Genomic DNA, 23,820 nt, shown 5'->3' with positions numbered 1-23,820 from the left:
TCATCGCCGGGTGCGGATGCGTCGTGGCCGGTCGCGCAGCTCCCCGCGCCTCTAGCGGGGCGCCTCGCTACCGGCACGGGTGGCGTCGGCGCCCCAACTGGCCAGCAGCCGCAGCGCCTCCGCCGACGGCGACCCCGGCTCCGCGTGGTACACGGACAGGAACTGCCCGTCGTCGTCCGGCAGGTGCAGCGTCTCGTAGGCGAGGGTCAGCTCACCGACCAGCGGATGCCGCATCCGCTTGACCCCGTGCCCCTTCTCCTTGACGTCGTGCGTGGCCCACAGCGTCCGGAACTGCTCGCTCTTGACGGAGAGTTCGCCGACGAGCGCCGACAGCTCCGGGTCGTCCGGGTGCTGACCGGCGTACAGCCGCAGATAGCTGACCATGTCGGACGCCTTCTGCTCCCAGTCGCGGAACAGCTCGCGGTAGTCCGGGTTGAGAAAGGTCAGCCGGGCCCAGTTGCGCTCGTGGGCGGGCATCGCGCCCCAGTCCCCGAAGAGCGCGGCGGCCATCCGGTTCCAGGCGAGGATCTCCGACCGCGCCCCGCCGATGTAGGCGGGCACGCCCTCCATCGAGTCGACGAGATGCTGCAGCGCGGGTCGGGCGTGCTGCCGCCTGGCGGCCCGGTGCTTGCGGCGCTGCTGCCGGGGTTTGGCGAGATGCGTGAGATGCGCGTGCTCGGTCTCGCTGAGCCGCAGGGCGCGCGCGATGGCGTCGAGCACCTCCGCGGACACATTGCGCCCGTTGCCCTGCTCCAGACGTGTGTAGTACGCCACCGAGACCCCGGCCAGCTGCGCCAGCTCCTCGCGCCGCAGCCCCGGCACGCGCCGGTGCCGTCCGATGGTCGCGATCCCGACGTCCTCGGGCTTAAGCCGGGCCCGCCGGGTGCGCAGGAACTCGCTCAGCTCGGCGCGCTGGTCGAGGCCGTCGGGGCTCTCGGTGTTCCCGTGGCCGTCGGGGTTGTCCGGTTTGGCATCCATGCTGTCCAGTATTCCCGGTCGTACGCCTACGAGCCTGACCCCGTCAGTAGTAGGACCGCTGGACGTACGCAAAGCGGTGACCTGGGCGAATGTCTCCGCGCGAGGCACGCTGGGAGCCATGACCACGACTGTTGCCGCATACGCCGCGCCCAGCGCCAAGGCCCCGCTGGAGCGCACCACCATCGAGCGCCGCACGGTCGGCGAGCACGACGTACTGATCGACATCCAGTACGCCGGAATCTGTCACTCCGACATCCACCAGGCCCGTGAGGGCTGGGGCGAGGCCATCTTCCCGATGGTTCCCGGCCACGAGATCGCCGGTGTCGTCTCCGAGGTCGGTTCCGGTGTCACCAAGTTCAAGGTCGGCGACCGCGTGGGCGTCGGCTGCATGGTCGACTCCTGCCGCGAGTGCGAGCCCTGCCTGAGCGGCCAGGAGCAGCACTGCGTCCGCGGGAACGTGGGCACGTACAACTCCGTCGGCAAGGACGGGGAGCCCACCTACGGCGGCTACTCGCAGAAGGTCGTCGTCGACGAGGCGTTCACCCTCCGCATCCCCGAGGGCATCTCCCTCGACGTGGCCGCCCCGCTCCTCTGCGCCGGCATCACGACCTACTCCCCGCTGAAGCACTGGGGCGCGGGCCCCGGCAAGAAGGTCGCCGTGGTCGGCCTCGGCGGCCTGGGCCACATGGGCGTCAAGATCGCCCACGCCCTCGGCGCGGAGGTGACGGTCCTCTCCCAGTCGCTGCGCAAGAAGGACGACGGCCTGAAGCTCGGCGCGGACCAGTACTACGCGACGAGCGACCCGAAGACCTTCGAGGACCTGGCGGGCACCTTCGACGTCATCCTCTCCACGGTCTCCGCCCCGCTGGACTTCGGCGCGTACCTCGGCCTGCTCAAGACGGGCGGCGCCCTGGTGAACGTCGGCGCCCCCGAGGAGCCGGTCTCCCTCAACCTCTTCTCCCTCATCGGCGGCAACAAGACCCTCGCCGGTTCGATGATCGGCGGCATCGCCGAGACCCAGGAGATGCTGGACTTCTGCGCGGAGCACGGTCTCGGCGCGGAGATCGAGCTGATCGAGGCCAGCCAGGTGAACGAGGCGTACGAGCGCGTCCTGAACTCGGACGTCCGGTACCGCTTCGTGATCGACGCGGCGACGATCTGACCGCTTCGGTCCTACGTCCGAGGTAACCGACGCCCTCCCCGGGCCCCGGCAGGATCACGCATGTGCGTCCTCCGGGCCCCCGGGGAGGGCTTTGCCATGACCGTCCGGAGGCGTGCTCGTCAGCGCGCGGCGCGTTCGTAGAGCGTGACGCGTCGCCCGCGCACCTGCTTGTCGGAGACAGGGCTGTAGTAGCGCTCCAAGACGCGCATTTTGGTCCTGTCCCGCCGGGCGGTGGCGGGCTTGGCCACCTGCGGGGCGTCTGTCACCAGCAGGATCCGCCGGTGGGTGAGCATGGCCGCGCGGATGTGGCGAGGGCCGGCCTCCGTGCCTTTGAGCGTTCCGGAAGCCTGCGGGCTCTGCGCCAGAGCGATGTCCTGGAGGCCGGAGAAGGCCTTGGGCGAAACGGACTTGGTGTCCCGGCGCGCCGCGGGGACGAAGAGGACGGCGTCGCCGGGGCCGGCCAGTGTCCGTACGTCGCCGGCGATGGCGAGGACGTCGTCGACGCGGCTTGCGGGAGAGCGCTTGGCCAGCAGCTGGGGCGTGAGCGCGCCGGTCGCCACGACGAGGACCAGCGGGAGGACCCACGGGGCCAGGCGCGGACGGCGCGACCGCACGAAGCGGACGGCCGCGTCGACGAGCGAACCGATCAGCAGGGCAAGACCCAGCAGGCTGAACAGGACATAGCGGTCCAGGAACAGCGGCTGGATCAGTGAGACGCCGATGAGCGCCAGCTGCGGCAGGGCCAGCAGGGGCAGGGCGATGGCGGACAGCGACAGCCGGTGCCGCCGGCTCGCGTCGGCCAGCGTGCCGACGCAGCCGATACCCAGCAGAATGCCGGGACCGATCAACATGTGCCAGGTCAGCGGGGGAATCCAGGAGACCTGGGCGGACTGGCCGCGGCTGAAGATCACCAGCGGCAGTACGCAACATGTCGCGACGCTTGCGGCCGCCGCCCAGGACAGCCACACGCGCCGCTCGGCCCGGATCCGGACGAGGGTGACCAGATGCGCTGCGAGGATCAGCAGGGAGAGCCAGTTCAGCAGCCCGCCGAGCACGATGGTCGCGCCGTAGGCGGCCCAGCGGCCCGGCATCCGCCCTTCTCCCTGCAGCAGGGTCACCAGCAACAGGGTCGCACCGCCGGCGCAGGCGGCCACCAGCGCGTACGGACGGCCTTCCTGCAGATAGAACTGCACGGCGGGCAACAGGGCGAAGGCCGTCCCCGCGGCCAGGCCGGCCCACGGGCCCGCCAGGCGTCTGCCGATGGCGCCGACCGTCGCGGCCGCCACGGCGGTGGCCAGGACCGAGGGGAGCCGCAGAGTGGTCGTACCGGCCCCGAACCACTCGAACAGCACGTGCATCAGCAGGTAGTAGCAGCCGTGCACGACATCGACGTTGCCCAGCATGTGCCAGATCTCGGCGGTGGACCGCTGCGCCACCTGCCAGGTCGCCGCCTCGTCCCGCCACAGACTCCGGTGCCGGTCGAGCCCCCACAGGCCCAGAGCGACGGTCCACACCATCGGCACGAGCCACACCACGAAGGGCCGGACGACCACCGCGTTCGTGACGGCGGACTCGGGCCCGGCTGCCGGGAGAGGGGAGGACGGACGCAGGCTACGGGCTAGCGGCATGTAAGAAGAGCTTCCGAGGCGCAAGTGAGCAGGGCAGGGCCCGGTATGTGACACAGCCTCAGCGCATACGGCATGGCCGTCCATTTCCCCCGTCCCCGTTGTGGCCGGCTTGGTCAGAGCCGACGGGCATAAGAGTGCCATTGCCATGCACTTCTGTCACATCCTTTTCCAACCGGCTCGACCTGGCGCCTTTCGGCCACGGGGGTCACTGGTTGGCTGGAACGCAGGCAACGTAAGTCCACTGAATCTCATCCGCCTGCGCGCGGGCGAGCCCGCACTTTCGCGCGCGCTCAGATATCACTTTCCATCTCGGTGAGCGGAAATCTCCGGAATGGAGGTGGGTAACGTTGATCACATATGCGGAGAGTTGCATTCCGGTGACGCGGTAAACAAAACTCCTGGCTTGTCCAGACCAGCGTCATGATGAAATGGGGAACTCATGAACAAGCGAACTGGTATCAAGGCCGCGGTAGTCACCGCGGGCCTCCTCTTCGCCGCCGCAACGCCGGCACTCGCCACCACTGTGGATGTCGGCGGCGGTAAGTGGAGCTACGACGAGGGCGCCAACACGGCGTGGTCGAACTACAAGCACCCGAGCAAGAAGCACTCGTCGTCGGTGAAGATCGGAAGGACGACCTTCGCCAGTGGCTGTGCTTCCGCGGGGGACTGGTCGCTCGCGTCGGGTTCGAAGAACGGCGGCTCGATCAACTACTACTACAAGTCCTCCTGCTGAGTAGTCGGTAGAAGCTCCTGTCGCGGGCTCCCGAGGGTGGCGCCGCCCATGGGAGCCTGACGCGATCTGCCGTGCAGAAGGGATTCGCCCTTCTGTACGGCGGGCTTCGCCGGTGCTACTAATGCACGCTTCAACCTTCTCGGACGCATCGCTGACCGGCGTCCTCGACCTGGGTATCTGATGCTGCACCGAGGAATAATTTACGTCCACGTCACCGTCTTGGCCTTTTCGGCAGTTCTCGCCTTTCTCTTCCTGCGAGAATTGGACGAGAGTGCGCCGCTGGGAAATTTCGCACTCGTCGATGTCTTCGACTCCGACGAATCCGTGAACGCGACCCGCGTCGCGCAGAGCGTCGAACGCTTCGCGGCCGAGCACCACGTCACGGTGGCGCGCGACGTCACCGACCTGCGTGATCCCGACGGCGTGCGCAACCTGTACGTGGCGTCAGGAGGTGCCGGTTCCCGCGCCGAAGCGTGGCTGCGGCACGGCTACCCCTCGTTCGGCAGGGACTTCACGACCCGCGTGCGCCCGCTTGAGCGGATAGCGCACCAGGACCCGCGAGGCCCCTACTACGTCTATGGATCAGCGGCGGACGCCGACTCCCTCCAAGCCCGGTTCGCCTCCCTCGGACTGTCGGCGAGCGTCTCGCACCCTCTCGCGTACCGGGAGCTGGCTGACCGCTACCAGGACGACCCGCTCTTCAGGGCTCTGTGCGTGGTGGCGCTCGCGGTGCTGACCACCACGGGAGCCGGTGTGCTGCTCAGCGCGAAGAAGTACGGGGTGTTGCGCCTGCACGGCATGTCCGTCTCCCGCATCCTTCTGCGCGATCTGCGTCAACTCGGTCCCTTCTGGGCGCTCTCGGCGCTGGTGGTGGCCCTCGGGGCCGTCACGGCACTCGGCTTCTACAACCAGTTCGCCTGGCTGGGGCTCTACGCGGCCGTCACCGCGGGGATCGCCGGGCTGCTCACGCTGCTGGCGTTGGCCTCCCACGCGGCAGCCCTCGCCCTGACCTTCAGAGTCGATGTCCTGCGCGCGCTCAAAGGTGAACTGCCGTCACGCGCCGCATCGATCACGGTCTACCTCGTGCGCATTCCCGCCCTGCTGCTGGCTCTCAGCATCGCCACCAACGTGGCCCTGGCCGGCCGGGACGTCTCGACGCGCGAGGAGAACCGGGACGCCTACCGCACGGTGGGTGATGCCGTCACCCTCCGGATCAACGGCGCCTTCGCCGCCCACATGGACCAGGTCAACAAGCACGTGGGTCCCTGGCTGAGGGATGCGGACAAGAAGGGAGAGATCATCGTCGCCGGACGCAGGGATCTCCAACTCTCCGTACGCGCGGCCCATACACCTCCTGGCGAGATCCTCGTCGTCAACGACACCTACCTCAGCAAGCAGCAGGTCCTCGATCCGGCAGGACACCGTTTCGACTTCCGTGCTGAGAACCGGCGTACGACCGCGGACGAGGTGCGGGTCATCGTCCCGCGATCCCTGGGTGCGCACGCTCCGGCGATCGCCAGAGCCGCGTCCAACATCATCGATCCCGGGCACGACCGGCAGCTCACGGTCAAGACCCTCGAAAGCCGGACAGGCCAGAACCTGTTCGGGTACAGCACCGGCGCCTACGTGTACAACGCGGCACACAGCGCCGACGAGGACAGGTCGCAGATTCGCGACCCCGTTGTCATCGCCGTGCCCAACGGCTCACGCCTGCTCACCGACGACGCCTACACCGCGTTCGCCACCCAGGCCGGCGTGGTCTTCTCCCAGCCGGGCGACGCACTGCGAGGCATCGAGCAGGCGAAGGTACAGGACTACGTCAACGCCGTGAGCCCGGTGGGCCGGCAAACAGCGGCGGACCTCAGGAGCGCGGTCGGTGACCTTCGGCTGCAGATCTTCAACCTCGTCGTCGCCGTGATCGTGCTTCTCGTCGCGGGGGTGGGCGTCTGCCTCATCTACGCACGCAAAAACGCGCAGAGCATCTTCGTCAAACGCATCAGCGGCTGGAACTACCCGGCCATTCACCGCGCTGTTCTCCTCGTCGAGGTGGGCATCGCGGTCGTCTTCGCCACCCGTGTGCCGTTCGTGGCCTGGAAGCAACACCAGGAACTGGAGAAGTACACGGCCGTTGGCGCTCCCGCCCCGTTCGAGCCGCTGCACATCACCGCGCTCGACGCAGGTCTCCTCACGGGCCTTGTCGGCCTGGAACTCGGCGCCGTACTGGTCGCGCTCGCACTCTTCCATCGCCGCATCATCAAGAACGCCGCGGCCGCATCCTGACCACCACCCGACGGGCGTGACGACCCAGCTAGGCGGAACTGCCGTGATCACAGTCGAAAACCTGACGAAGACCTTCGGCGCCCGGACGTTGTGGCGCGACCTCGACTTCATCGTCTCCCGGGGCACGATGCTCGCCCTTGTGGGCCCCAGCGGCTCGGGCAAGTCGACCCTGCTGAACTGTCTTGGACTTCTCGACCGGCCCAGCGGCGGAACCATCCTCTACGAGGACCGCGACATCACACGATTCAGTCGCCGCGACACGGTCCGCTTCCGTCGCGACTCCCTTGGCTACCTGTTCCAGAACTACGCCCTGATCGAGGACGCGACCGTCGACGAGAATCTGCGGGTGGTCACGCGGCTGCGCGGGAACGAGCAGTCCAAAGCCGCCCCCACCACGGCGGAGGCGCTGGAGAGAGTCGGTCTGGCGGGACGCGGCAAGGATCGCGTTCACCATCTCAGCGGCGGGGAACAGCAGCGTGTGGCCCTCGCCCGGCTCCTCCTCCAACGGCCGTCCCTCATCCTCGCGGACGAGCCGACCGGCGCGCTCGACGACGCCAACTCCACCATGGTCGTCACTCACCTCCGCGACATGGCGGAGAGCGGGTGTGCCGTGGTCATCGCGACACACGACGCCGGCGTCCGCGACCAGTGCGACGTGGTACTCGACATGAACGTGCCCCGTCCTCTTCCCTCCGCCCCGGCGCCGGAGGCGTCGTCACCACCGGCCTGAGCCGGTCCGTGCCGGCGACGCTCCGACGCTTACCCGGCAGGTAATCGACGCCCTCCTTCGGGCCCGGCAGGCTGTTTTGTGCAGCCGCGACAGCCTGACCCTAGGAGGGCCTCTTCATGACCGCCTACGCGATAGCCGTACTGCGCCCGAACGACGGCCCGCCGCACCCCGAGGTCCTGGAGTACATCGAACGAGTCCAGTCCACGTTCGCCCCGTTCGGCGGCCGTTTCCTCTCCCACGGGAAGAGGAGCGAGTACGTCGAGGGGGAGTGGCACGGCGACATGGTCATCGTCGGCTTCCCGGACCTGGCACGGGCCCACGAGTGGTACGCGTCGGCCGCCTACCAGGACATCCTGCGGCTGCGGGCGGATCACATCCCGGGGGAGATGGTGTTCGTGGAGGGGGTGCCGGAGAACTACGACGCGGCGCGCACGGCGGCGGCCATGCGCTCCGCGCGGTAGTAGGGCCGGACGAGCGGTACGTGGCTGACGTCGACGCGGGCCGCCTCTGCGGCTTCGCGGGCGTAGGGGCTGCGCGGGCGTACGAGTGGTGCCGGTTCGACGGGTTCAGGGGGCGGTGCGTGGGCGCGGCGGCGGCCCGTGCCCGGCAGGAACACGGTGAGCAGGGCCCGTGCGAGCCGCCTCACGGTGACCCGGCCGACGCCAGCTCGCACCACACGGTCTTGCCCCGCGCCCCCTGCTCGACGCCCCAGCGCAGAGCCAGTGCGCTTACGAGGGTGAGGCCCCGGCCGCACTCGTCCGTCAGGGTGGCGTGGAGGAGGGTCGGGAGGGCACGGGGGTCCGGGTCGGTCACCTCTACGCGGGTGAGCCCGTCGGCGGTGCCGTGCACTCTTACGGTGACGGGTGTTCCCTCGCCCAGATGGTCGATGACGTTGGTCATCAACTCCGAGGCGCAGAGCCGGACTTCATAGTCATGGGCGCGGAGGTGGCGACGGATCTCCGGGACGGATTTCGGGGTGGCGAGTAGATCGAGGGCGAGGTCGGGCATGAGCGGGCGTCACCTTCCTGGGCGCACTGTGACGGTTCGCTCACACAGTGGCGTCACGCTGCGTACCGTGACGAGGGTTTCAAGTACGCAGCGTCAGCTGCGGAAGCCCCCCACACGTGGCGGTGAGCGATGGCACGACGCAAGGACATCGACGGGTCGATGAGCGTCCCGACCTTCTACGGCAAGGAATTGAGGTGGAAGCGGGAAGCGGCCGGGCTGTCGCTGGAGGAGCTGGTCGAGGGCAGCTTCTACGGCAAGTCACTGCTCAGCGACATCGAGCGCGGCGAACGCCGAATGCCGGTGGAACTGGCCCGGCATGTGGATCGAGCACTGGGTACGGATGGGTACTTCGCACGAGGGTGTGACGATGTGGGGAAGGCCCGGCGGGGAACCCACGCCGAGTACTTCGCCGACACGCTGGAGTTGGAGAAGCGGGCGCGGGAGATCGAGGAGTGGGACCCGTGCCTGATCCCGGGCCCGCTGCAACTGGAGCCGTATATCCGCGCGGTCGTGGTCGCGGCGTACCCGATGGCCTCCGAGGAGGAACTGGCCGGGAAAGTCGCCGACCGGCGAGCCCGTGCCTGGCTCTTCGAGGCGACCGAGGCGCCGGAGACCTGGTTGGTGCTGCACGAGTCGATCCTGCGTGAGCCGATCATCCCGGCCGGGGACATGGCGGAACAGCTCGCTCACATCGCAGAGGTGGCGCGTCGGCGCCGGTCGTTTCCGCAAATCCTGTTGCGGAACTCGGGCGCTCATCCCTTCATGATGGGCCAGGCCAGGTTCATGACCTTCGCTGAAGAGCCTCCGGTCATGTACACGGAGGGGATGTACAGCGGTCAGTTGATCGACGATCCGGGGCTCGTGAGGCAGTACGCGAGGGCGTACGGTCGTCTCAGGGCCGCAGCACTACCGCCCGAGACCTCCCTGAAGCTCATCGAGACAGCCGCAGAGGACTATCGCAATGGCAAAGTTCCAGGATGATGTGAGCGCTGTTTCGCGGCGCGGCCGAAACGACGAAGGGACGGGCGGCGCTCGCGCTCCTCATGACATCGCCCGCTGGCGCAAGTCCAGCCACAGCAACGGCGACGGCGGTCACTGCGTCGAGGTCGCTGAGGGCATCCCGGGCATCGTCCCGGTGCGCGACAGCAAGGACCCCGCCGGGCCCGTGATCGTCGTAGCCGACACGACCTGGTCCGCGTTCATCACAGGTGTGCGCCGGTCCTGACACCCGACGCCACCAGGTGCTCAACCAATTGCTCCTGCCCGGGGTACGGCCGCTCGGCCGGGAGCAACTTGGTCGCCGCCTCCACATCGCCCCCGGCGACCAACCCCCGTACCTCACGCACAAGCGGGGTCACATCGGAAACGGACACCAGCCACTCATCCGCGTACCGCCGAACCGCCTCCCCGGAGAGCCCGAGCTGCAACGACCGGTGCGGAAGCGGCCGTAGCCACAAATCCCGCTCGGGATCCCACTGCACCCGCGCGGGCGCCTCCCGCAACTCCCGTTTCCAGGCGGCGTGATCGCCATGCACCCCGGACTCGTAGCTCGACAGACACGCATGACGCAGCGCCCACTCGAAGCCACTCCGCCGGATCTCAACAGCCAGCACAACTTCCTGCCCCGGCTTCGTGGCCCAGCCGCACCGGTACATCATCCACAGGAACGACGGCTTGATCCACGTCATCCGCTCCCGCTTCCACCCGGGCGGGAAACCGCCCTCACGCGCGGCGGGCAGCCCGATCTCGGGTGCGTATGCCTGATACACCGTGACCGTGGAATCCGTGTACCGCGCCCGAATTTGCTGCCGGGGAATCGACTCGCTCATGCCCGACAGAATGGGCGCCCCGAGCGGACGCCCGCCAGCGAATTAAAGCTCAGTGCCGCAGGCTCGCCGGGCTGCCCCCATTGGCCTCGTACCCGGCAACCGCAAGCGCCCGGTACACCGCATACGCCGCCGCAGGATCCTCCTCCGCCGTCCACGGAATCGCCCCGACATGCCCGTCGACGTGCACGATCTGCTGCATCGCCTCCGACCAGCGCTCACTCCGGACCAGGAAGAAGATCAACAGGTGGCGGACGTGCGCGAGCATCGGGTCGTCGGGGCGCGCGGAGTGCACCGCGAAGAGCGCGCCGTGCAGCGCCTTGGACACGACCTCGCTCTCGTAGAAGCCGCGGACGAGGTTCAGGTCGGGCATGTGCTCGTACAGGGCGAACAAGGGGAGGGCCGCCAGGAGGGAGCCCCTCGGGGCGCGCGCCGCCGCCGCTTCCGCGAAGGCGAACGCCTCGTCGCGCGAGCCGTGCCACTTCTCCGTCCAGTAGCGGAGTCCGGCCAAGTGCGCGCCCATGTGGCCAGGGGCCGTGTCGAGGATCTTCAGCCACAGTTGCTCGAACTCGGACTGCGAATAGCCGAGGCCGCGCGCCACCGCGAGGTGCGTGATGTGGGGGACCGGGTCACCGGGGGCCAGGAGCGCCGCCTGGTCGCACGCGGCCCGCGCCTCCTCCAGGATGATGCGCTGCTCGTCCTGGGTCCCGCCGTTGCGCCAGGCCTGCTGCACCAGGAACTCGGCGAAGACCTGCGCCCCGCCCGCGTCCTTGGGCTTCTGCGAGCGCCACGCGTGCAGCCATCCGGCGCCCAGGCGCGGGGTCTGCGCCAGTTCGATGGCGGCGGCCCCGGCGATCGCCTGGACGCGCTCCCAGCGGGTCTCCGTCTCCTTGCCGGTACCGGCGAGCAATTGCGAAGCCGCCGTGAAATCCTGATTGCGCTGGACGACGGCCATCACGTTCAGAAGATCCTGGTCGGGGCCCGGCAGGCGCACGTCGAGCTCCTCCTGACGGACGAAGCCGTAGTCCGCCGGGTCGGCCGCGTCCGGCGAGCCCGGGGCGACCTGGCGGATCCCGCCCCCACCGCCGCGCCGGCGCAGCATCACCACCCAGGCGATCATCAGCACGGCCATCAGGACCCAGAGAATTCCCATACCTCCAAAGCTAACCGAGGAGGTGTAAGAGGCCGGTCCAGGGCCGTGGCGCACTAGGCTCGGGCTCCATGAGCGACACCCACAGCCACAACGGCGAACCCCGCGGGTTCGAGACGACCGCCATCCACGCCGGGAACACGGCAGACCCCGTCACCGGCGCCGTCGTCCCGCCGATCTACCAGGTCTCCACGTACAAGCAGGACGGCGTCGGCGGCCTGCGCGGCGGCTACGAGTACAGCCGCAGCGCCAACCCGACCCGTAGCGCCCTGGAGGAGAACCTGGCCGCGATCGAGGGCGGACGGCGCGGTCTCGCCTTCGCCTCCGGGCTCGCCGCCGAGGACTGCCTGCTGCGGACGCTGCTGAGCCCTGGTGACCATGTCGTGATTCCGAACGACGCCTATGGCGGCACCTTCCGCCTGTTCGACAAGGTCGTGTCGCGCTGGGGCGTCGAGTGGTCCGTCGCCGACACCAGCGATGTCGACGCCGTGCGCGCCGCGATCACCCCGAAGACGAAGGCCGTCTGGGTCGAGACGCCCTCGAACCCGCTGCTCGGCATCACCGACATCGCCGCCGTCGCCCAGGTGACCCGCGAGGCCGGGATCCGGCTCGTCGTCGACAACACCTTCGCCAGCCCCTACCTCCAGCAGCCGCTCGCGCTCGGCGCGGACGTCGTCGTGCACTCCATGACCAAGTACATGGGCGGGCACTCCGACGTGGTCGGTGGCGCGCTCGTCGTCAACGACCAGGCGCTCGGCGACGAGCTGGCCTACCACCAGAACGCCATGGGCGCCGTGTGCGGGCCCTTCGACGCCTGGCTCGTCCTGCGCGGCATCAAGACGCTGTCGGTCCGCATGGACCGGCACAGCGAGAACGCCGCCAAGGTGGTCGAGATGCTCGGCCGCCACCCGCGCGTCACCCACGTCCTCTACCCGGGGCTTCCCGAGCACCCGGGTCACGAGGTCGCCGCCAAGCAGATGAAGGCGTTCGGCGGCATGGTCTCGTTCCGCGTCGAGGGCGGTGAGGAAGCCGCCGTCGAGGTCTGCAACCGGGCGAAGGTCTTCACCCTCGGCGAGTCCCTGGGCGGCGTCGAGTCCCTCATCGAGCACCCGGGCCGCATGACGCACGCCTCGGTCGCAGGCTCGCTCCTGGAGGTCCCCGCCGACCTCGTCCGCCTCTCCGTCGGCATCGAGTCGATCGACGACCTGCTGGCCGACCTCCAGCAGGCCCTGGACAGCTGACCGCAGTAAGTACTGTCACCAACCCGTCAACGGTGGAGTCGTCGTGTCCGGCGGCTCCACCCACGGCCGCGCCATCGTCGCCCACACCACGAACGCCACCACCGCCGCGCACAGCAGCAGCCACAGCACCCGCCGGGCCACCTGGCGGCGCCGCAGCGTGCGGCCGCCCCTGCGCATCGCCTCCGCGCCGAGGTCGGCCGGCACGACGGGCGGCGGTGCCGCGTCGAGCACTGCGCGCACCGTGGCCTCCGTACGCTCCTGAAGACTCATGCCGGGGCCGCCCCGGGCAGCTCCGCCGCGGGCGCGGGTCCGCGCGGCGGGTGCAGGACGAGCGCCATCGCGCGCGCGTGCACCGCCCGGACCCGCTCCACGGGCAGCCCGAGCAGCGCGGCGACCTGCTCCTCGCCGATGCCCTCGAAGAGCCGCAGGACGAGGACGAGGCGCTCCTGCGGGGCCAGATGGTCGAGGACGCCGCCGTACCCGCGGTGCCGGCGCCACGCCCCGCGCGCGAAACGGACGCCTAGTTCCTTGCGGGCGCAGTCGTAGGGATCCTCACCCCGCAGACGGTCCCAGGAGGCGTACGTCCGGGCGAGTGCGGCCGTGAGCAGCTTCCGCGCGCGCGGGTTGGCGTCGTGCGGCTCCGCGGTGAGCAGCGTCGCGGCATGCAGCAGCCGCCCTGCCGCGCCCGCGACGAACGCCTCGAACTCGCGGGCCCGGCGGGCGTTCCTCGACGCCTGCCGTTCGCGCACGCTTCATATGAGGCCTGCCGCGGCCCCCTGGTCAAGAGGCGGGGACCGCGGTGGTACGTACGGGGTACGCGGGGCTCAGGAGGCGGCCGGGGGTGCCGACTGGCCCTGGCTCGACTGGCGGGCGGACAGGGCGGAATTGAAGCGCGTGAGGAGCGCACAGAACTGCTCGCGCTCCTGTGGCTCCCACTCCTCCGTCAACTGCGCCATCAGTTCCCGCCGGGACGAGCGGACCTCGTCGAGGCGGGAGAGACCGCGCGGGGAGAGCTGGAGCACGACGGCGCGGCCGTCCTCCGGATGGGAGGTGCGCTTGACGAGGCCGGTGTCGACGAGCGGGGCGACCTGACGCGTCACCGTCGAGGAGTCGATCCCCATGCTCGACGCGAGCGCCTTGACGCCCATCGGGCCTTCCTTGTCGAGGCGGTTGAGCAGCAGATACGCGGCACGGTCCATCGAGTTGCGCACCTGCCCGACCCCGCCGAGCCGGGTCTGTTCGGCGCGACGGGCGAAGACCGCCACCTCGTGCTGCAGCGTTTCGAGGAGGCCGGTGTCGCCGGCGGTCGTCATGTCCATCATTTCCTGTGGTGTGGGCATGGCCGGGGGCTCACTTCATGCGTGGGTGGTGGATTGCACTGGATTGGGGCACAGGGTACGCGGCGAAAGCGCTGGCCGTACCGGCGCTGCGCAATCCGGTCTCGCAGCGTGAACATCCGGGGAGACCCGCGCCGTGAGCTGCAAGACTTCGGTCATGAGCTACAACGCGTCTGACTCCTTGCCGCACCCTCTGCCCGCCGTGACCCTCGATGACGTACGCGGCGCCCAGAAGATGCTCTCCGGGGTGGCGCGGACGACCTCCATGTCCCACAGTCACCACCTTTCCCAGCTGGTCGGCACGCCCGTCCACCTCAAATGCGAGAACCTCCAGCGGACCGGTTCCTTCAAGCTGCGCGGCGCCTACGTGCGCATCGCCGGGCTGCTCCCCGAGGAGCGGGCCGCCGGTGTCGTCGCCGCCAGCGCGGGCAACCATGCCCAGGGCGTGGCCCTCGCCTCCTCACTCCTGGGCGTGCGCTCCACGGTGTTCATGCCCGTCGGCGCGCCCCTGCCGAAGGTCGCCGCGACCCATGACTACGGCGCCGAGGTCCGGCTGCACGGCCAGGTGGTCGACGAGACGCTCGCCGCCGCGCAGGAGTACGCGCGCGAGACCGGCGCCGTCTTCATCCACCCCTTCGACCACCCGGACATCATCGCGGGCCAGGGCACGCTCGGCCTGGAGATCCTGGAGCAGTGCCCCGAGGTGCGCACCCTCGTCGTCGGGATCGGTGGCGGCGGGCTCGCGGCGGGCGTCGCCGTCGCGGTCAAGGCGCTGCGCCCGGACGTGAAGGTCATCGGCGTCCAGGCGGCCGGTGCCGCCGCCTACCCGCCCAGCCTGGAGGCGGGCCGCCCCGTCTCCGTCCCGCATCCGGCGACCATGGCCGACGGCATCAAGGTGGGCCGCCCCGGTGACGTCCCCTTCGCGCTCGTGCGCGGCCTGGTCGACGAGGTCCGCACCGTGTCGGAGGACGCCCTCGCGAGCGCGCTGCTGCTCTGTCTGGAGCGGGCCAAGATGGTCGTCGAACCGGCGGGCGCCAGCCCCGTGGCGGCGCTCCTGAGCGAGCCGGACAGCTTCGAGGGCCCGGTCGTCGCGCTGCTCTCCGGCGGGAACGTCGACCCGCTCCTGATGCAGCGCATCCTCACGCACGGCATGGCCGCCGCGGGCCGCTACCTCTCGCTCAGGGTCCGCCTCACCGACCGGCCTGGCGCCCTGGCCTCCATCGCCGAGGTGTTGTCAGTGGCGGACGCTAACGTCCTGAACGTGGGCCACGTACGGACCGATCCCCGGCTCGGGCTCACGGAGGCGGAGGTGGAGCTGCACCTGGAGACCAAGGGTCCCGCGCACGCCGCCGAGGTCGGCGCGGCGCTGCGGGCCGCCGGTTATACGGTCCTCGGCTGACCGGAGCGCCATCCTCCGGGAGGGTCCGGGAAAAGCGGTTGAGGAGACGCGATACATCGCGTTACGGTGTGCGCCACGTCACCCGATTGCCGAGCGGGGCCATCCCGGCGAGACTGAAATTTCGGCACATAAAGCCATAGGCACCACATAGGCACCGCACAGGCACCACCGAGGCACCACCCACCAACCCATGGGGGAACCAATGCCAGGCGCCATCTACGCCGAAGGACTGGTGAAGACCTTCGGCGATGTAAGGGCTCTGGACGGCGTCGATCTGGACGTACCAGAAGGCACCGTCCTGGGCCTGCTCGGACCGAACGGAGCGGGCAAGACCACGGCGGTCCGCTGCCTGACCACGCTGCTGACACCCGACAGCGGCAAGGCGGTCGTCGCGGGCATCGACGTACGGAAGAACCCGAACGAGGTACGGCGCTCGATCGGCCTGTCCGGCCAGTTCGCCGCGGTCGACGAGTATCTGACCGGCCGGGAGAACCTCCAGATGGTCGGCCAGCTCTACCAGATGCGGGCCAAGCAGGCGAAGGCGCGGGCCGGGGAGCTGCTTGAGCGGTTCCACCTCGCGGACGCCGCCGACCGCCCTTCCAAGACGTACTCCGGCGGTATGCGCCGCCGCCTCGACCTCGCGGCCGCGCTCGTCGTCTCGCCGCCGGTCATGTTCATGGACGAGCCGACCACCGGGCTCGACCCCCGCAACCGGCAGCAGCTGTGGGAGGTCATCCAGGAGCTGGTGGCGGGCGGCACGACGCTGCTGCTCACCACCCAGTACCTGGAGGAGGCCGACCACCTGGCGCACGACATCTGCGTCGTCGACCACGGCCGCGTCATCGCCCGCGGCACCTCCGACCAGCTCAAGGCCCAGACCGGCGGCGAGCGCGTCGAGGTCGTCGTGCACGAGCGCGAGCACATCGGCACCGCCCACCAGATCCTGGCCGGCTTCGGCAAGGGCGAGGCCACCGTCGAGCAGCACACCCGCAAGCTGACCGTCCCGGTCACGGGCGGCGCCAAGCTGCTCGCCGAGGTGATCCGCGAGCTGGACGCGCGCGGCATCGAGATCGACGACATCGCCCTGCGCCGCCCGACCCTGGACGACGTGTTCATCTCCCTCACCGGACATGTGGCGGAGGAGAAGGCGGACGACGCGCGGGACGCCGGGGACCCCGGTCCGCGCCAGAGCGAGGAGGCCCGCGCATGAGCGCCGTCACCGACACCGTGCGCGTCCCGCGCGCGGCGGGCGGCATCGGGCAGTCCGTCCGGGACTCCCTGGTCGTCGCCAAGCGCAACCTCATCCGGATGACGCGGATCCCCGAGATGATCCTCTTCGGGGTCATCCAGCCGGTGATGTTCGTGGTCCTCTTCACGTACGTCTTCGGCGGCTCCATCAACATCCCGGGGGCGCCCGCGGGCAGCGCGAGCGCCTACAAGGAATTCCTGATGGCGGGCATCTTCGCGCAGACCGTCACCTTCGCCACGGCGGGCGCGGGCGCCGGTATCGCCGACGACATGCACAAGGGCCTCATCGACCGGTTCCGGTCGCTGCCCATGGCGCGCGGCGCCGTCCTGACCGGCCGTACCCTCGCCGACCTGGTGCAGACGGCCGTGACCCTGGCCGTGCTCGCCGTCGTCGCCGTGCTCGTCGGCTGGCGCACGCACGAGAGCATCGGCGAGGTCCTCGCCGGGTTCGGCCTGCTCCTGCTGCTCGGCTACGCGTTCACCTGGATCGGCGCGCTCATCGGCCTGTCCGTGCGCACCCCGGAGGCGGCGACCTCGGGCGGCCTGATCTGGCTGTTCCCGCTGACCTTCATCTCGAACGCGTTCGTGCCGGTGAACGGTATGCCGAAGTTCCTGCAGTACATCGCCGAGTGGAACCCGTTCAGCGCCACGGTGGCGGCGGCCCGCGAGCTGTTCGGCAACACGATCGACGGGGTGCCGAAGTCCGTCACCGGCGCGTGGCCGATGGAGCACCCCGTGTGGGCGTCCCTGATCTGGTCCGTCCTGATCATCCTGGTCTTCCGCACCCTCGCGGTCCGCAAGTACCGCAACGCGGCGGCGTGACCGAGGTATGACGAGGCCCCCGCGGCGCAGGGCGCCGCGGGGGCCTCATACGTGCGGCGTCAGCCGCTGTACGGCTCCGCCTTGAGGATCTTGACCATGGCGAACTTGCCGTTCGGCAGCTCGTACTGGGCGTCCTCGCCGACCTTCTTGCCGTTCACGCCCGTGCCGAGCGGCGACTGCGGCGAATACGTCTCGATGTCGGAGCTCGCGTACTCGCGGGAGGCGAGCAGGAAGCTCATCGTGTCGTCCTCGTCGCCGTCGAAAGCGATCGTGACGACCATGCCCGGGGCGACGACACCGCTGGCCGCGGGCGCCTCACCGACCTTGGCCTTCTCCAGGAGCTGGGTCAGCTGGCGGATGCGGAGCTCCTGCTTGCCCTGCTCCTCCTTGGCCGCGTGGTACCCGCCGTTCTCCCGCAGGTCGCCCTCCTCGCGCGCAGCAGCGATCTTCTGCGTGACTTCCTCGCGCGCGGGACCAGACAGGTACGCCAGCTCGTCCTTGAGCTTGGTGTACGCCTCCTGCGTCAGCCAGGTGACGTCTTCGCTGGTCTGGGTCACAGGTCGCTCCTCGTAGGTACTGGGAAATAAAAAGCATCGCCCTACCCAGAAGGATGTTCCCTTACGGGTGGGCGAAACCACGAGCCTAACAATTCCGCGGTCGAAGGGGGAGGACATATGGCCGCGATTTTCCGTCCCCGCAGGTCAGCCGGGGCGGGCTCGGCGTCCTCAGTCGGCGTGGCAGCCGACCAGCTCCGCGCTCGTGCCCCGGCCGCCCGTCGTGCGCAGCGTGACGACCTTGTCGATGCGGTCCTTGTGCTCGGAGAAGCGGAAGTCGGCGCGGCCGACCTCGGCGCCGTCGGCGGTCTGCGAGCGGACCGTGCAGTAGCCGCTCGTGGCGGTGTCCTTGCGGATCTCCAGGTGGACCTGGACGTGGTCCGCGTACGTCTTGAAGGCGATGACCTCGCCACTGAACTTGTTCCCCGCCACGTAGTACCAGCCGAACCAGCACATCATCGCGGCGAACAGGGTGCCCAGGACGATCGCGGCGATCTTGAGCTTCCGGTCGGCGCGGGCGTCGGCCGAGCGCGACGCTCCGTAGCGGCCCTCGGGCAGCTGCTGCACGGCGCTCATCAGCCAGTTCCTCTCGCAACGCCCGCCTGGGTCCGGGCACCGGAATTTTCCGCCCCCCGGTTCGGTCACTATAGAAGCGCCCAACGCGCCGAATCACACCAGGGCGCCTTAATTCACCAAGGATCTTGTCTTGACTGAGCAGCTGCGACTGATGGCCGTTCACGCCCACCCCGACGACGAGTCGTCGAAGGGCGCGGCCACCATGGCCAAGTACGTGTCCGAGGGGGTGGACGTGCATGTCGTGACCTGCACGGGGGGTGAGCGCGGCTCGATCCTCAACCCGAAGCTCCAGGGGGACAAGTACATCGAGGAGCACATTCACGAGGTACGCAGGAAGGAGATGGAGGAGGCCCGCGAGATCCTCGGCGTCAAGCAGGACTGGCTCGGCTTCGTCGACTCCGGCCTGCCCGAGGGCGACCCGCTGCCGCCGCTGCCCGAGGGCTGCTTCGCCCTGGAGGACGTGGACGAGGCGGCCGGCCGCCTCGTCCGCCAGATCCGCTCCTTCCGCCCCCAGGTCATCACGACGTACGACGAGAACGGCGGATATCCGCACCCCGACCACATCATGACCCACAAGATCACGATGGTGGCGTTCGACGGTGCGGCCGACGCGGAGAAGTACCCCGAGGGCGAGTTCGGCCCGGTCTTCCAGCCGAGCAAGCTCTACTACAACCAGGGCTTCAACCGTCCCCGCACCGAGGCCCTGCACAACGCCATGCTGGAGCGCGGCCTGGAGTCGCCGTACGCGGACTGGCTGAAGCGCTGGGACGAGTTCGAGCGCGAGGAGCGCACGCTCACCACGCACGTGCCCTGCGCCGAGTTCTTCGAGATCCGCGACAAGGCGCTGATCGCGCACGCCACGCAGATCGATCCGGACGGCGGCTGGTTCCGCGTCCCGATGGAGATCCAGAAGGAGGTCTGGCCGACCGAGGAGTACGAGCTGGCCAGGTCTCTTGTCGATACGTCCCTCCCCGAGGACGACCTCTTCGCCGGCGTCCGTCACAATGCCTGATGTGACATCGAATCTGGCATTGACCCATCTCGTCCCTCTAGCCGCGCAGGAGGTCGACGAGAACAAGGTGACCCCGGGCGTGCTCGGGTTCATCGTCTTCGCCGTGATGGCGCTCGCCGTCTGGGGCCTGATGAAGTCGATGAACCGGCACATGGGCAAGGTCGACTTCAAGGAGAAGGGCGCCGACGGCACCGAGCCGGCCGGCGTGACCGGCTCCGGCAAGGCGTCCGCCGACCGCTCGTAGCGGAACTCCAGGGCGGCCCGCGATGAGTTTCGCGGGCGCGCCCGGTCGTACAGGCATGAATGCTGTGACGAGCCCTGTACTGATGCACGCGGTCGTCTCCGTGGACGGGTACATCGCCGACGCCGAGGACCAGGTCGGACCGCTGTTCGACTGGTACGGCAACGGCGACACACCGCTCGGGGACGGCGGCGGCTTCCGCATCTCCCAAGCGTCCGCGGCGTATACGCAGCCGATGTGGGACAGCCTCGGCGTGACGATCATGGGCAGGCGCCTCTTCGACCTCACCAACGGGTGGGACGCGAAGCCGCCGGCCGGCGAACACGTCGTCGTGGTCTCCCACCGCCCGCGCCCCGCGGACTGGCACCCCGAGGCGTCGCACTACCACTTCGCCACCGACGTGGCCGACGCCGTCGCCCGCGCCAGAGAACTCGCGGGCGACCGCGCCGTCGCCGTCACCGCGGGCGACATCGGCGGCCAGGCCCTCGCGCTCGGCCTGGTCGACATCGTGGCCATGGACGTGGTCCCCGTCGTCTTCGGCACCGGCAGGCGCTACTTCGGCCCGGTCCGGGGACAGCACCTCCTGGAGGACCCGCACGTGGTCATCCAGGGGGACCGGGTGCTGCACCTCCAGTACCGGGCGCGCAAGCCTTAGCCCACTTCACTTCACTGCTGCGCCGCGCCCTCCGGCACCCCCATCACGTCCCGCGCGTGCCGGTTCGGGACCATGCCCAGGCGCCATGCCTGCCAGCCCGCGTCCAGCTCCACCCCGCGTTCGAGCAGCAGGGCGTACGCGCCCAGGTAGTCGTCGAGCTTGCCGTCGCGGACCGGGTTCGGGGTGCGGGCCAGCTGGGACAGCTCCTCCTGCGCGACCGCCGTGCCGATCTCCGAGCCGCCCGGCGACGCGTAGGGAAGCAGCGTGCAGCGCAGGAACGCCGCCCAGTCCTCACCGCGCCGGTCGCCGTACGAGGCGAAGAGCGCGGCGGCTTCCTCGCAGAGGGTCATCGCCTGCTGGAGCCGGGCATTGCCCGCGTCGACGACCGCCAGCTCCAGGCACGTCCACGCCTCGCCGTGCGCGACCCCGATGCGCTGGAAATCGGCGCGGGCGTCGACCAGGAGCTGCCGGGCGAAACCGGAGTTGCGCAGCGAACCCGTCTGCGCCGCCCGCTGGTCACGGGTGACCCGCGCCGAATGGTGCCGGGCGCACGCGAGACCGTAGACGTCCCGCATCCGGGAGAACATCGTGCGGGCCCGCTCCAGCTCGCGCACCGCCTGGTTCAGGTCGCCGGTCTCCTCAAGCGCCTGGCCGAGGTAGTAGTGGGTCCAGGCCACACCGCGCGCATCCTCGTTGTCCTGGTGGCGCGAGACCGCCTGGCGCAAGTCCTCCACCGCCGCCGACGCGTCCCCGTCGACCAGCCGGACCCGGGCCAGCTGGGTCAGCGCCCACGCCTCGCCGCGGCCGTCGCGCGTCCGCCCGTACAGGCCGAGGGCCGCGCGCAGCTCACGGTCGGCGCGCGGCAGATCGCCCATGCGCAGGCAGAGCTGCCCGAGCTGGAAGTGCGCCCACGCCTCACCGTGCAGCGACTCGTTCTCCCGGTGCAGGGCGAGGGCGTCCGTGAGCAGGGCGAGCGCCTCGTGCACGTGCGCCCGGTCCCGCTCGACGGCCGCGAGCGCGTGCAGCGTCCAGCCGCGGTCGCCGCGCGTCTCCGGCGTCGTCTGCAGGTCCAGCGCCTCCCGCAGCTTCGCCGCCGCGTCGGTGAGCTGACCCTGGTGGTGCAGGGTGATGCCGAGCGAGCACAGGGCGCGCGCCTCGCCCGCCTGGTGGTGTGCCTCCCGGTACAGGTCGACCACCGACGTCAGCGTCGTCCGCGCCTTGTCCAGCTCGCCGAGCTGACGGGCCGCGATACCCGTACGCCACTGGACCGAGCGCACGAGCAGCCCCTGGTCGATCGCCTGCGTCAGCTCGCTGATCTCGCCCAGGCGGTACAGGTCGCCGCGCAGCAGGCAGTAGTCGCAGAGCGCGCCGAGCAGGCCGAGGACCGCCTCCTGGCTGACGCCCTCCGCGTGGCGCAGCGCCGCCGTGATGAAGCTCGACTCGTCGTCCAGCCAGCGCAGCGCCGCGTCGAGGGAGGTGAAGCCGTGCGGGCCCGGCTGGCCCGCGCGGGTGGACATGTTGCCGTCGACCAGGCGGATCACCGAGTCCGCGAGATCCGCGTAGTTCTGGATCAGCCGCTCCTGCGCCGCCGTGCGCTCGGCCGGCTCCTCCTCGTCCGCGAGCCGCGCCTGCGCGAAGGAACGCACCAGATCGTGCAGGCGGTAACGGTCGCCCCTGACGTGATCGATCAGACCCGCGCGCGACAACGCCGCCAGATGGCGGGCGGCGTCCTGCTCGCCCGTCGCGAGGAGCGCGGCGGCGGCGCCCGCGCCGAGCGAGGCGCGCCCGGCGAGCGCGAGCCTGCGCAGGAGGCGGCGGGCCGCGTCGGACTGGTCGGTGTAGCGCAGCCACAGGACGCGTTCGACAGGCTCGACGGGCCCGTACGCGCTGAGGTCGGCGGCGAGCTGACGTGTCGTACGAGGCCCCACGGCGGACCCCGCGATGCGCAGAGCCAACGGAAGGCCGCCGCACAACTCCCGTACCGCGTCACTGGATTCGGCGTCGTACGGGCCACTCGCGTCCTCGGCGGCCTCCCGCAGCAACTCCTCCGCGCCCGCCGCGTCCAGCGCCTCGACCGGCAGATGGTGCACCCACGCCGGAAGGGACTCGGGGAGTTCGAGCGGCTTGCGGGCGGTGACGACGACGAGACTGTCGGACCGCTCCGGAATCAGCGTCCGCACCTGCTCGACATCGGCGGCGTCGTCCAGCACGATCGCCACCGGAAGCCCGGTCAGATGCTGGTGGTACAGCTCGCTCAACCGCTTGATCTGCTGGTCGGGCGACGAACGCTCCCGGAACAGCAACTGCTCGCGCGGCGCCCCGAGCCGGTTCAGGAGATGCAGCAGCGCGTCCCGCGTCATCAGCGGCGCCGCGTCCGCCCGGTCCCCGCGCAGATCCACCACGCACGCCCCGCGGAACTGGTCCCGCAGATCGTGCGCCGCCCGCACGGCCAGCGTCGTACGGCCCGAACCGGGCGCCCCGTGCAGCACCACGACCGTCGGCCGCGTCTCCGTACTGGCTCGCGCCGCGTGCACCCACTGCGCGATCCGCGCCATCGCGGCCCGCCGCCCCGCGAACGGCCCGTCCGGCACGGGCAATTGGTCGAAGGACTGCTCAAGCACGCTGCGCCGCCGCGCCGCGGCACTCTTGTCGGTCCGCCGCGCCCCGGGCCCGGCCGTCTTCTTCGTCGTCCCGGTACTGGCGGCGAGCACCCGCTGCTGATCCAGGAACGGCCGGATACCCCGCACCTCAAGGGCGGTCAGCCACTGCAACCGCAGCTGCTCGGGCCCGCCCGGCTGATTCAGCGCGCCCGCGCTGCGGCTGGCCGCCGGCAGATGCGCCGCGGTCACCTTGACGACGGTCGTCGCGGCCCCGAGCACGGCGACGGCCGCCCCCGCCCCCACGGCGACCCCGGTCCCGGCCCCGAGCGCCAGATCGGCGACGACGGCGGTGACGGCCCCGACGCCCGCCACCACCAGCGGCGTCGACCCGCCCTCCTTCGCGAACCGCTGTCCGAACGACATCTGCCCGGCCGCCGCCTCGTCCAGCGCCCTCGTGTACGCGGCGTACTCCTCGCCCGCGGTCCGCCCCATGGCATCGAGCGCACCCTTGGCCCGGCTGAGCAGCACACCCCCGTCCGTCCGCCCGCCCGAACGCCGCACCTCTTCCTCCACGGCCCGGGCCAACAGCCGCTCGGCCTCCGCCCGATGGCTGTCTCGCATATTCGGTCCCCCTCCGATG

26 protein-coding genes are annotated in these 23,820 nt (G+C 70.1%); 14 read left to right on the top strand and 12 right to left on the bottom strand.

What is annotated here, in order from left to right; translation table 11 throughout:
* Nucleotides 1-51: 51 nt before the first annotated feature.
* Complete coding sequence (locus C1N81_RS20120; RefSeq protein WP_394431048.1) at nt 52-978, bottom strand: helix-turn-helix domain-containing protein; 927 nt, start codon at nt 976-978, stop codon at nt 52-54.
* Nucleotides 979-1,096: 118 nt separating this feature from the next.
* Between C1N81_RS20120 and C1N81_RS20115 the strand changes: the two genes are divergently transcribed.
* A complete protein-coding gene (locus C1N81_RS20115) occupies nt 1,097-2,140 on the top strand; it encodes an NAD(P)-dependent alcohol dehydrogenase (RefSeq protein WP_394431046.1) in 1,044 nt (347 codons plus the stop codon).
* 119 nt (nt 2,141-2,259) lie between these two features.
* On the opposite strand, the gene C1N81_RS20110 is transcribed toward C1N81_RS20115, so the two are convergent.
* Entirely contained in the window at nt 2,260-3,657 is a 1,398-nt protein-coding gene (locus C1N81_RS20110; protein ID WP_394438073.1) for a glycosyltransferase family 39 protein, read from the bottom strand.
* 550 nt (nt 3,658-4,207) lie between these two features.
* On the opposite strand from C1N81_RS20110, the gene C1N81_RS20105 reads away from it, so the two are divergent.
* The 4 genes from C1N81_RS20105 to C1N81_RS20090 all read left to right on the top strand — a co-directional run bounded on the left by C1N81_RS20105 (nt 4,208) and on the right by C1N81_RS20090 (nt 7,972).
* Nucleotides 4,208-4,501 (top strand): lactococcin 972 family bacteriocin, encoded by a 294-nt coding sequence (locus C1N81_RS20105; RefSeq protein WP_394431044.1) that lies wholly within the window; start codon nt 4,208-4,210, stop codon nt 4,499-4,501.
* A 180-nt stretch (nt 4,502-4,681) separates the two neighbouring features.
* The gene (locus C1N81_RS20100) at nt 4,682-6,781 is read left to right on the top strand and encodes a hypothetical protein (RefSeq protein ID WP_394431042.1); all 2,100 of its coding nucleotides are present in this window, start codon (nt 4,682-4,684) and stop codon (nt 6,779-6,781) included.
* A gap of 43 nt (nt 6,782-6,824) precedes the next feature.
* Nucleotides 6,825-7,511 (top strand): ABC transporter ATP-binding protein, encoded by a 687-nt coding sequence (locus C1N81_RS20095; RefSeq protein WP_394431041.1) that lies wholly within the window; start codon nt 6,825-6,827, stop codon nt 7,509-7,511.
* A 116-nt stretch (nt 7,512-7,627) separates the two neighbouring features.
* Nucleotides 7,628-7,972 (top strand): DUF1330 domain-containing protein, encoded by a 345-nt coding sequence (locus C1N81_RS20090; RefSeq protein ID WP_394431039.1) that lies wholly within the window; start codon nt 7,628-7,630, stop codon nt 7,970-7,972.
* Here C1N81_RS20090 and C1N81_RS20085 read toward each other — a convergent pair.
* Both C1N81_RS20085 and C1N81_RS20080 read right to left on the bottom strand, forming a co-directional pair.
* Nucleotides 7,927-8,157, bottom strand: a complete 231-nt coding sequence (locus C1N81_RS20085; protein ID WP_394431037.1) for a hypothetical protein — start codon at nt 8,155-8,157, stop codon at nt 7,927-7,929. The genes C1N81_RS20090 and C1N81_RS20085 overlap by 46 nt on opposite strands.
* A complete protein-coding gene (locus C1N81_RS20080) occupies nt 8,154-8,519 on the bottom strand; it encodes an ATP-binding protein (RefSeq protein ID WP_394431035.1) in 366 nt (121 codons plus the stop codon). The genes C1N81_RS20085 and C1N81_RS20080 overlap by 4 nt, the downstream gene beginning before the upstream one ends.
* A 129-nt stretch (nt 8,520-8,648) precedes the next feature.
* Here C1N81_RS20080 and C1N81_RS20075 point away from each other — a divergent pair, with 129 nt between their 5' ends.
* Together C1N81_RS20075 and C1N81_RS20070 are read left to right on the top strand one after the other, a co-directional pair.
* Entirely contained in the window at nt 8,649-9,500 is an 852-nt protein-coding gene (locus tag C1N81_RS20075; protein WP_394431033.1) for a helix-turn-helix domain-containing protein, read from the top strand.
* On the top strand, nt 9,481-9,744 hold the full coding sequence (locus C1N81_RS20070) for a DUF397 domain-containing protein (RefSeq protein WP_394431031.1): 264 nt from the start codon (nt 9,481-9,483) through the stop codon (nt 9,742-9,744). Before C1N81_RS20075 ends, C1N81_RS20070 begins: the two co-directional genes overlap by 20 nt.
* Here the strand turns inward: C1N81_RS20070 and C1N81_RS20065 are convergent.
* Nucleotides 9,722-10,348: a DUF4291 domain-containing protein gene (locus C1N81_RS20065; RefSeq protein ID WP_394431029.1), complete on the bottom strand. Its 627-nt coding sequence runs from the start codon at nt 10,346-10,348 to the stop codon at nt 9,722-9,724. The genes C1N81_RS20070 and C1N81_RS20065 overlap by 23 nt on opposite strands.
* 49 nt (nt 10,349-10,397) lie before the next feature.
* The gene (locus C1N81_RS20060; protein WP_394431027.1) at nt 10,398-11,498 is read right to left on the bottom strand and encodes a hypothetical protein; all 1,101 of its coding nucleotides are present in this window, start codon (nt 11,496-11,498) and stop codon (nt 10,398-10,400) included.
* A gap of 68 nt (nt 11,499-11,566) precedes the next feature.
* Between C1N81_RS20060 and C1N81_RS20055 the strand changes: the two genes are divergently transcribed.
* A complete protein-coding gene (locus C1N81_RS20055; protein ID WP_394431025.1) occupies nt 11,567-12,736 on the top strand; it encodes a cystathionine gamma-synthase in 1,170 nt (389 codons plus the stop codon).
* 15 nt (nt 12,737-12,751) lie between these two features.
* On the opposite strand, the gene C1N81_RS20050 is transcribed toward C1N81_RS20055, so the two are convergent.
* The 3 genes from C1N81_RS20050 to C1N81_RS20040 all read right to left on the bottom strand — a co-directional run bounded on the left by C1N81_RS20050 (nt 12,752) and on the right by C1N81_RS20040 (nt 14,055).
* On the bottom strand, nt 12,752-13,006 hold the full coding sequence (locus tag C1N81_RS20050; protein ID WP_394431023.1) for a hypothetical protein: 255 nt from the start codon (nt 13,004-13,006) through the stop codon (nt 12,752-12,754).
* Nucleotides 13,003-13,485, bottom strand: a complete 483-nt coding sequence (locus tag C1N81_RS20045; RefSeq protein ID WP_394431021.1) for a sigma factor-like helix-turn-helix DNA-binding protein — start codon at nt 13,483-13,485, stop codon at nt 13,003-13,005. Before C1N81_RS20045 ends, C1N81_RS20050 begins: the two co-directional genes overlap by 4 nt.
* Nucleotides 13,486-13,560: 75 nt before the next feature.
* Nucleotides 13,561-14,055 carry a MarR family winged helix-turn-helix transcriptional regulator gene (locus tag C1N81_RS20040; RefSeq protein WP_394438071.1) on the bottom strand — a complete coding sequence of 165 codons (495 nt, stop codon included), beginning with the start codon at nt 14,053-14,055 and terminating at the stop codon, nt 13,561-13,563.
* Between the two features lie 175 nt (nt 14,056-14,230).
* Between C1N81_RS20040 and ilvA the strand changes: the two genes are divergently transcribed.
* From ilvA to C1N81_RS20025, 3 genes are all read left to right on the top strand, one after another.
* Complete coding sequence (gene ilvA, locus C1N81_RS20035) at nt 14,231-15,472, top strand: threonine ammonia-lyase (RefSeq protein WP_394431019.1); 1,242 nt, start codon at nt 14,231-14,233, stop codon at nt 15,470-15,472.
* Between the two features lie 202 nt (nt 15,473-15,674).
* A complete protein-coding gene (locus C1N81_RS20030) occupies nt 15,675-16,682 on the top strand; it encodes an ATP-binding cassette domain-containing protein (RefSeq protein ID WP_394431017.1) in 1,008 nt (335 codons plus the stop codon).
* Complete coding sequence (locus tag C1N81_RS20025; protein ID WP_394431015.1) at nt 16,679-17,542, top strand: ABC transporter permease; 864 nt, start codon at nt 16,679-16,681, stop codon at nt 17,540-17,542. Before C1N81_RS20030 ends, C1N81_RS20025 begins: the two co-directional genes overlap by 4 nt.
* A gap of 59 nt (nt 17,543-17,601) precedes the next feature.
* On the opposite strand, the gene greA is transcribed toward C1N81_RS20025, so the two are convergent.
* A complete protein-coding gene (gene greA / locus C1N81_RS20020; RefSeq protein ID WP_394431013.1) occupies nt 17,602-18,099 on the bottom strand; it encodes a transcription elongation factor GreA in 498 nt (165 codons plus the stop codon).
* A 168-nt stretch (nt 18,100-18,267) separates the two neighbouring features.
* Entirely contained in the window at nt 18,268-18,672 is a 405-nt protein-coding gene (locus C1N81_RS20015) for a DUF4307 domain-containing protein (RefSeq protein ID WP_394431011.1), read from the bottom strand.
* A gap of 130 nt (nt 18,673-18,802) precedes the next feature.
* Here C1N81_RS20015 and mca point away from each other — a divergent pair, with 130 nt between their 5' ends.
* From mca to C1N81_RS20000, 3 genes are read left to right on the top strand one after another with little or no spacing between them, the layout of a single operon-like run.
* Nucleotides 18,803-19,684: a mycothiol conjugate amidase Mca gene (mca, locus tag C1N81_RS20010; protein WP_394431009.1), complete on the top strand. Its 882-nt coding sequence runs from the start codon at nt 18,803-18,805 to the stop codon at nt 19,682-19,684.
* A complete protein-coding gene (locus C1N81_RS20005) occupies nt 19,677-19,928 on the top strand; it encodes a hypothetical protein (RefSeq protein ID WP_394431007.1) in 252 nt (83 codons plus the stop codon). The genes mca and C1N81_RS20005 overlap by 8 nt, the downstream gene beginning before the upstream one ends.
* Nucleotides 19,929-19,983: 55 nt before the next feature.
* The gene (locus C1N81_RS20000) at nt 19,984-20,580 is read left to right on the top strand and encodes a dihydrofolate reductase family protein (RefSeq protein WP_394431006.1); all 597 of its coding nucleotides are present in this window, start codon (nt 19,984-19,986) and stop codon (nt 20,578-20,580) included.
* 11 nt (nt 20,581-20,591) lie between these two features.
* On the opposite strand, the gene C1N81_RS19995 is transcribed toward C1N81_RS20000, so the two are convergent.
* The gene (locus C1N81_RS19995; RefSeq protein ID WP_394431004.1) at nt 20,592-23,801 is read right to left on the bottom strand and encodes a tetratricopeptide repeat protein; all 3,210 of its coding nucleotides are present in this window, start codon (nt 23,799-23,801) and stop codon (nt 20,592-20,594) included.
* Between the last annotated feature and the right edge of the window lie 19 nt (nt 23,802-23,820).

It is taken from the genome of Streptomyces sp. SGAir0957, assembly GCF_043523415.1.
Note: the sequence above shows the minus strand (reverse complement) of the source record. Positions and strands in the feature narration are given on the sequence as shown.

What these genes read in the sequence shown, in the direction of transcription:
- C1N81_RS20055 (WP_394431025.1), top strand. Translation starts at nt 11,567, where the DNA reads ATGAGCGACACCCACAGCCACAACGGCGAACCCCGCGGGTTCGAGACG.
- C1N81_RS20105 (WP_394431044.1), top strand. Translation starts at nt 4,208, where the DNA reads ATGAACAAGCGAACTGGTATCAAGGCCGCGGTAGTCACCGCGGGCCTC.
- C1N81_RS20115 (WP_394431046.1), top strand. Translation starts at nt 1,097, where the DNA reads ATGACCACGACTGTTGCCGCATACGCCGCGCCCAGCGCCAAGGCCCCG.
- ilvA (WP_394431019.1), top strand. Translation starts at nt 14,231, where the DNA reads ATGAGCTACAACGCGTCTGACTCCTTGCCGCACCCTCTGCCCGCCGTG.
- C1N81_RS20080 (WP_394431035.1), bottom strand. Translation starts at nt 8,519, where the DNA reads ATGCCCGACCTCGCCCTCGATCTACTCGCCACCCCGAAATCCGTCCCG.
- C1N81_RS20060 (WP_394431027.1), bottom strand. Translation starts at nt 11,498, where the DNA reads ATGGGAATTCTCTGGGTCCTGATGGCCGTGCTGATGATCGCCTGGGTG.
- C1N81_RS20005 (WP_394431007.1), top strand. Translation starts at nt 19,677, where the DNA reads ATGCCTGATGTGACATCGAATCTGGCATTGACCCATCTCGTCCCTCTA.
- C1N81_RS20025 (WP_394431015.1), top strand. Translation starts at nt 16,679, where the DNA reads ATGAGCGCCGTCACCGACACCGTGCGCGTCCCGCGCGCGGCGGGCGGC.
- C1N81_RS20075 (WP_394431033.1), top strand. Translation starts at nt 8,649, where the DNA reads ATGGCACGACGCAAGGACATCGACGGGTCGATGAGCGTCCCGACCTTC.
- C1N81_RS20040 (WP_394438071.1), bottom strand. Translation starts at nt 14,055, where the DNA reads ATGGACATGACGACCGCCGGCGACACCGGCCTCCTCGAAACGCTGCAG.
- C1N81_RS20110 (WP_394438073.1), bottom strand. Translation starts at nt 3,657, where the DNA reads ATGGTGTGGACCGTCGCTCTGGGCCTGTGGGGGCTCGACCGGCACCGG.
- C1N81_RS20000 (WP_394431006.1), top strand. Translation starts at nt 19,984, where the DNA reads ATGAATGCTGTGACGAGCCCTGTACTGATGCACGCGGTCGTCTCCGTG.
- C1N81_RS20015 (WP_394431011.1), bottom strand. Translation starts at nt 18,672, where the DNA reads ATGAGCGCCGTGCAGCAGCTGCCCGAGGGCCGCTACGGAGCGTCGCGC.
- C1N81_RS20050 (WP_394431023.1), bottom strand. Translation starts at nt 13,006, where the DNA reads ATGAGTCTTCAGGAGCGTACGGAGGCCACGGTGCGCGCAGTGCTCGAC.
- C1N81_RS20100 (WP_394431042.1), top strand. Translation starts at nt 4,682, where the DNA reads ATGCTGCACCGAGGAATAATTTACGTCCACGTCACCGTCTTGGCCTTT.
- C1N81_RS20120 (WP_394431048.1), bottom strand. Translation starts at nt 978, where the DNA reads ATGGATGCCAAACCGGACAACCCCGACGGCCACGGGAACACCGAGAGC.
- C1N81_RS20090 (WP_394431039.1), top strand. Translation starts at nt 7,628, where the DNA reads ATGACCGCCTACGCGATAGCCGTACTGCGCCCGAACGACGGCCCGCCG.
- C1N81_RS20070 (WP_394431031.1), top strand. Translation starts at nt 9,481, where the DNA reads ATGGCAAAGTTCCAGGATGATGTGAGCGCTGTTTCGCGGCGCGGCCGA.
- C1N81_RS20065 (WP_394431029.1), bottom strand. Translation starts at nt 10,348, where the DNA reads ATGAGCGAGTCGATTCCCCGGCAGCAAATTCGGGCGCGGTACACGGAT.
- C1N81_RS20030 (WP_394431017.1), top strand. Translation starts at nt 15,675, where the DNA reads ATGCCAGGCGCCATCTACGCCGAAGGACTGGTGAAGACCTTCGGCGAT.
- C1N81_RS19995 (WP_394431004.1), bottom strand. Translation starts at nt 23,801, where the DNA reads ATGCGAGACAGCCATCGGGCGGAGGCCGAGCGGCTGTTGGCCCGGGCC.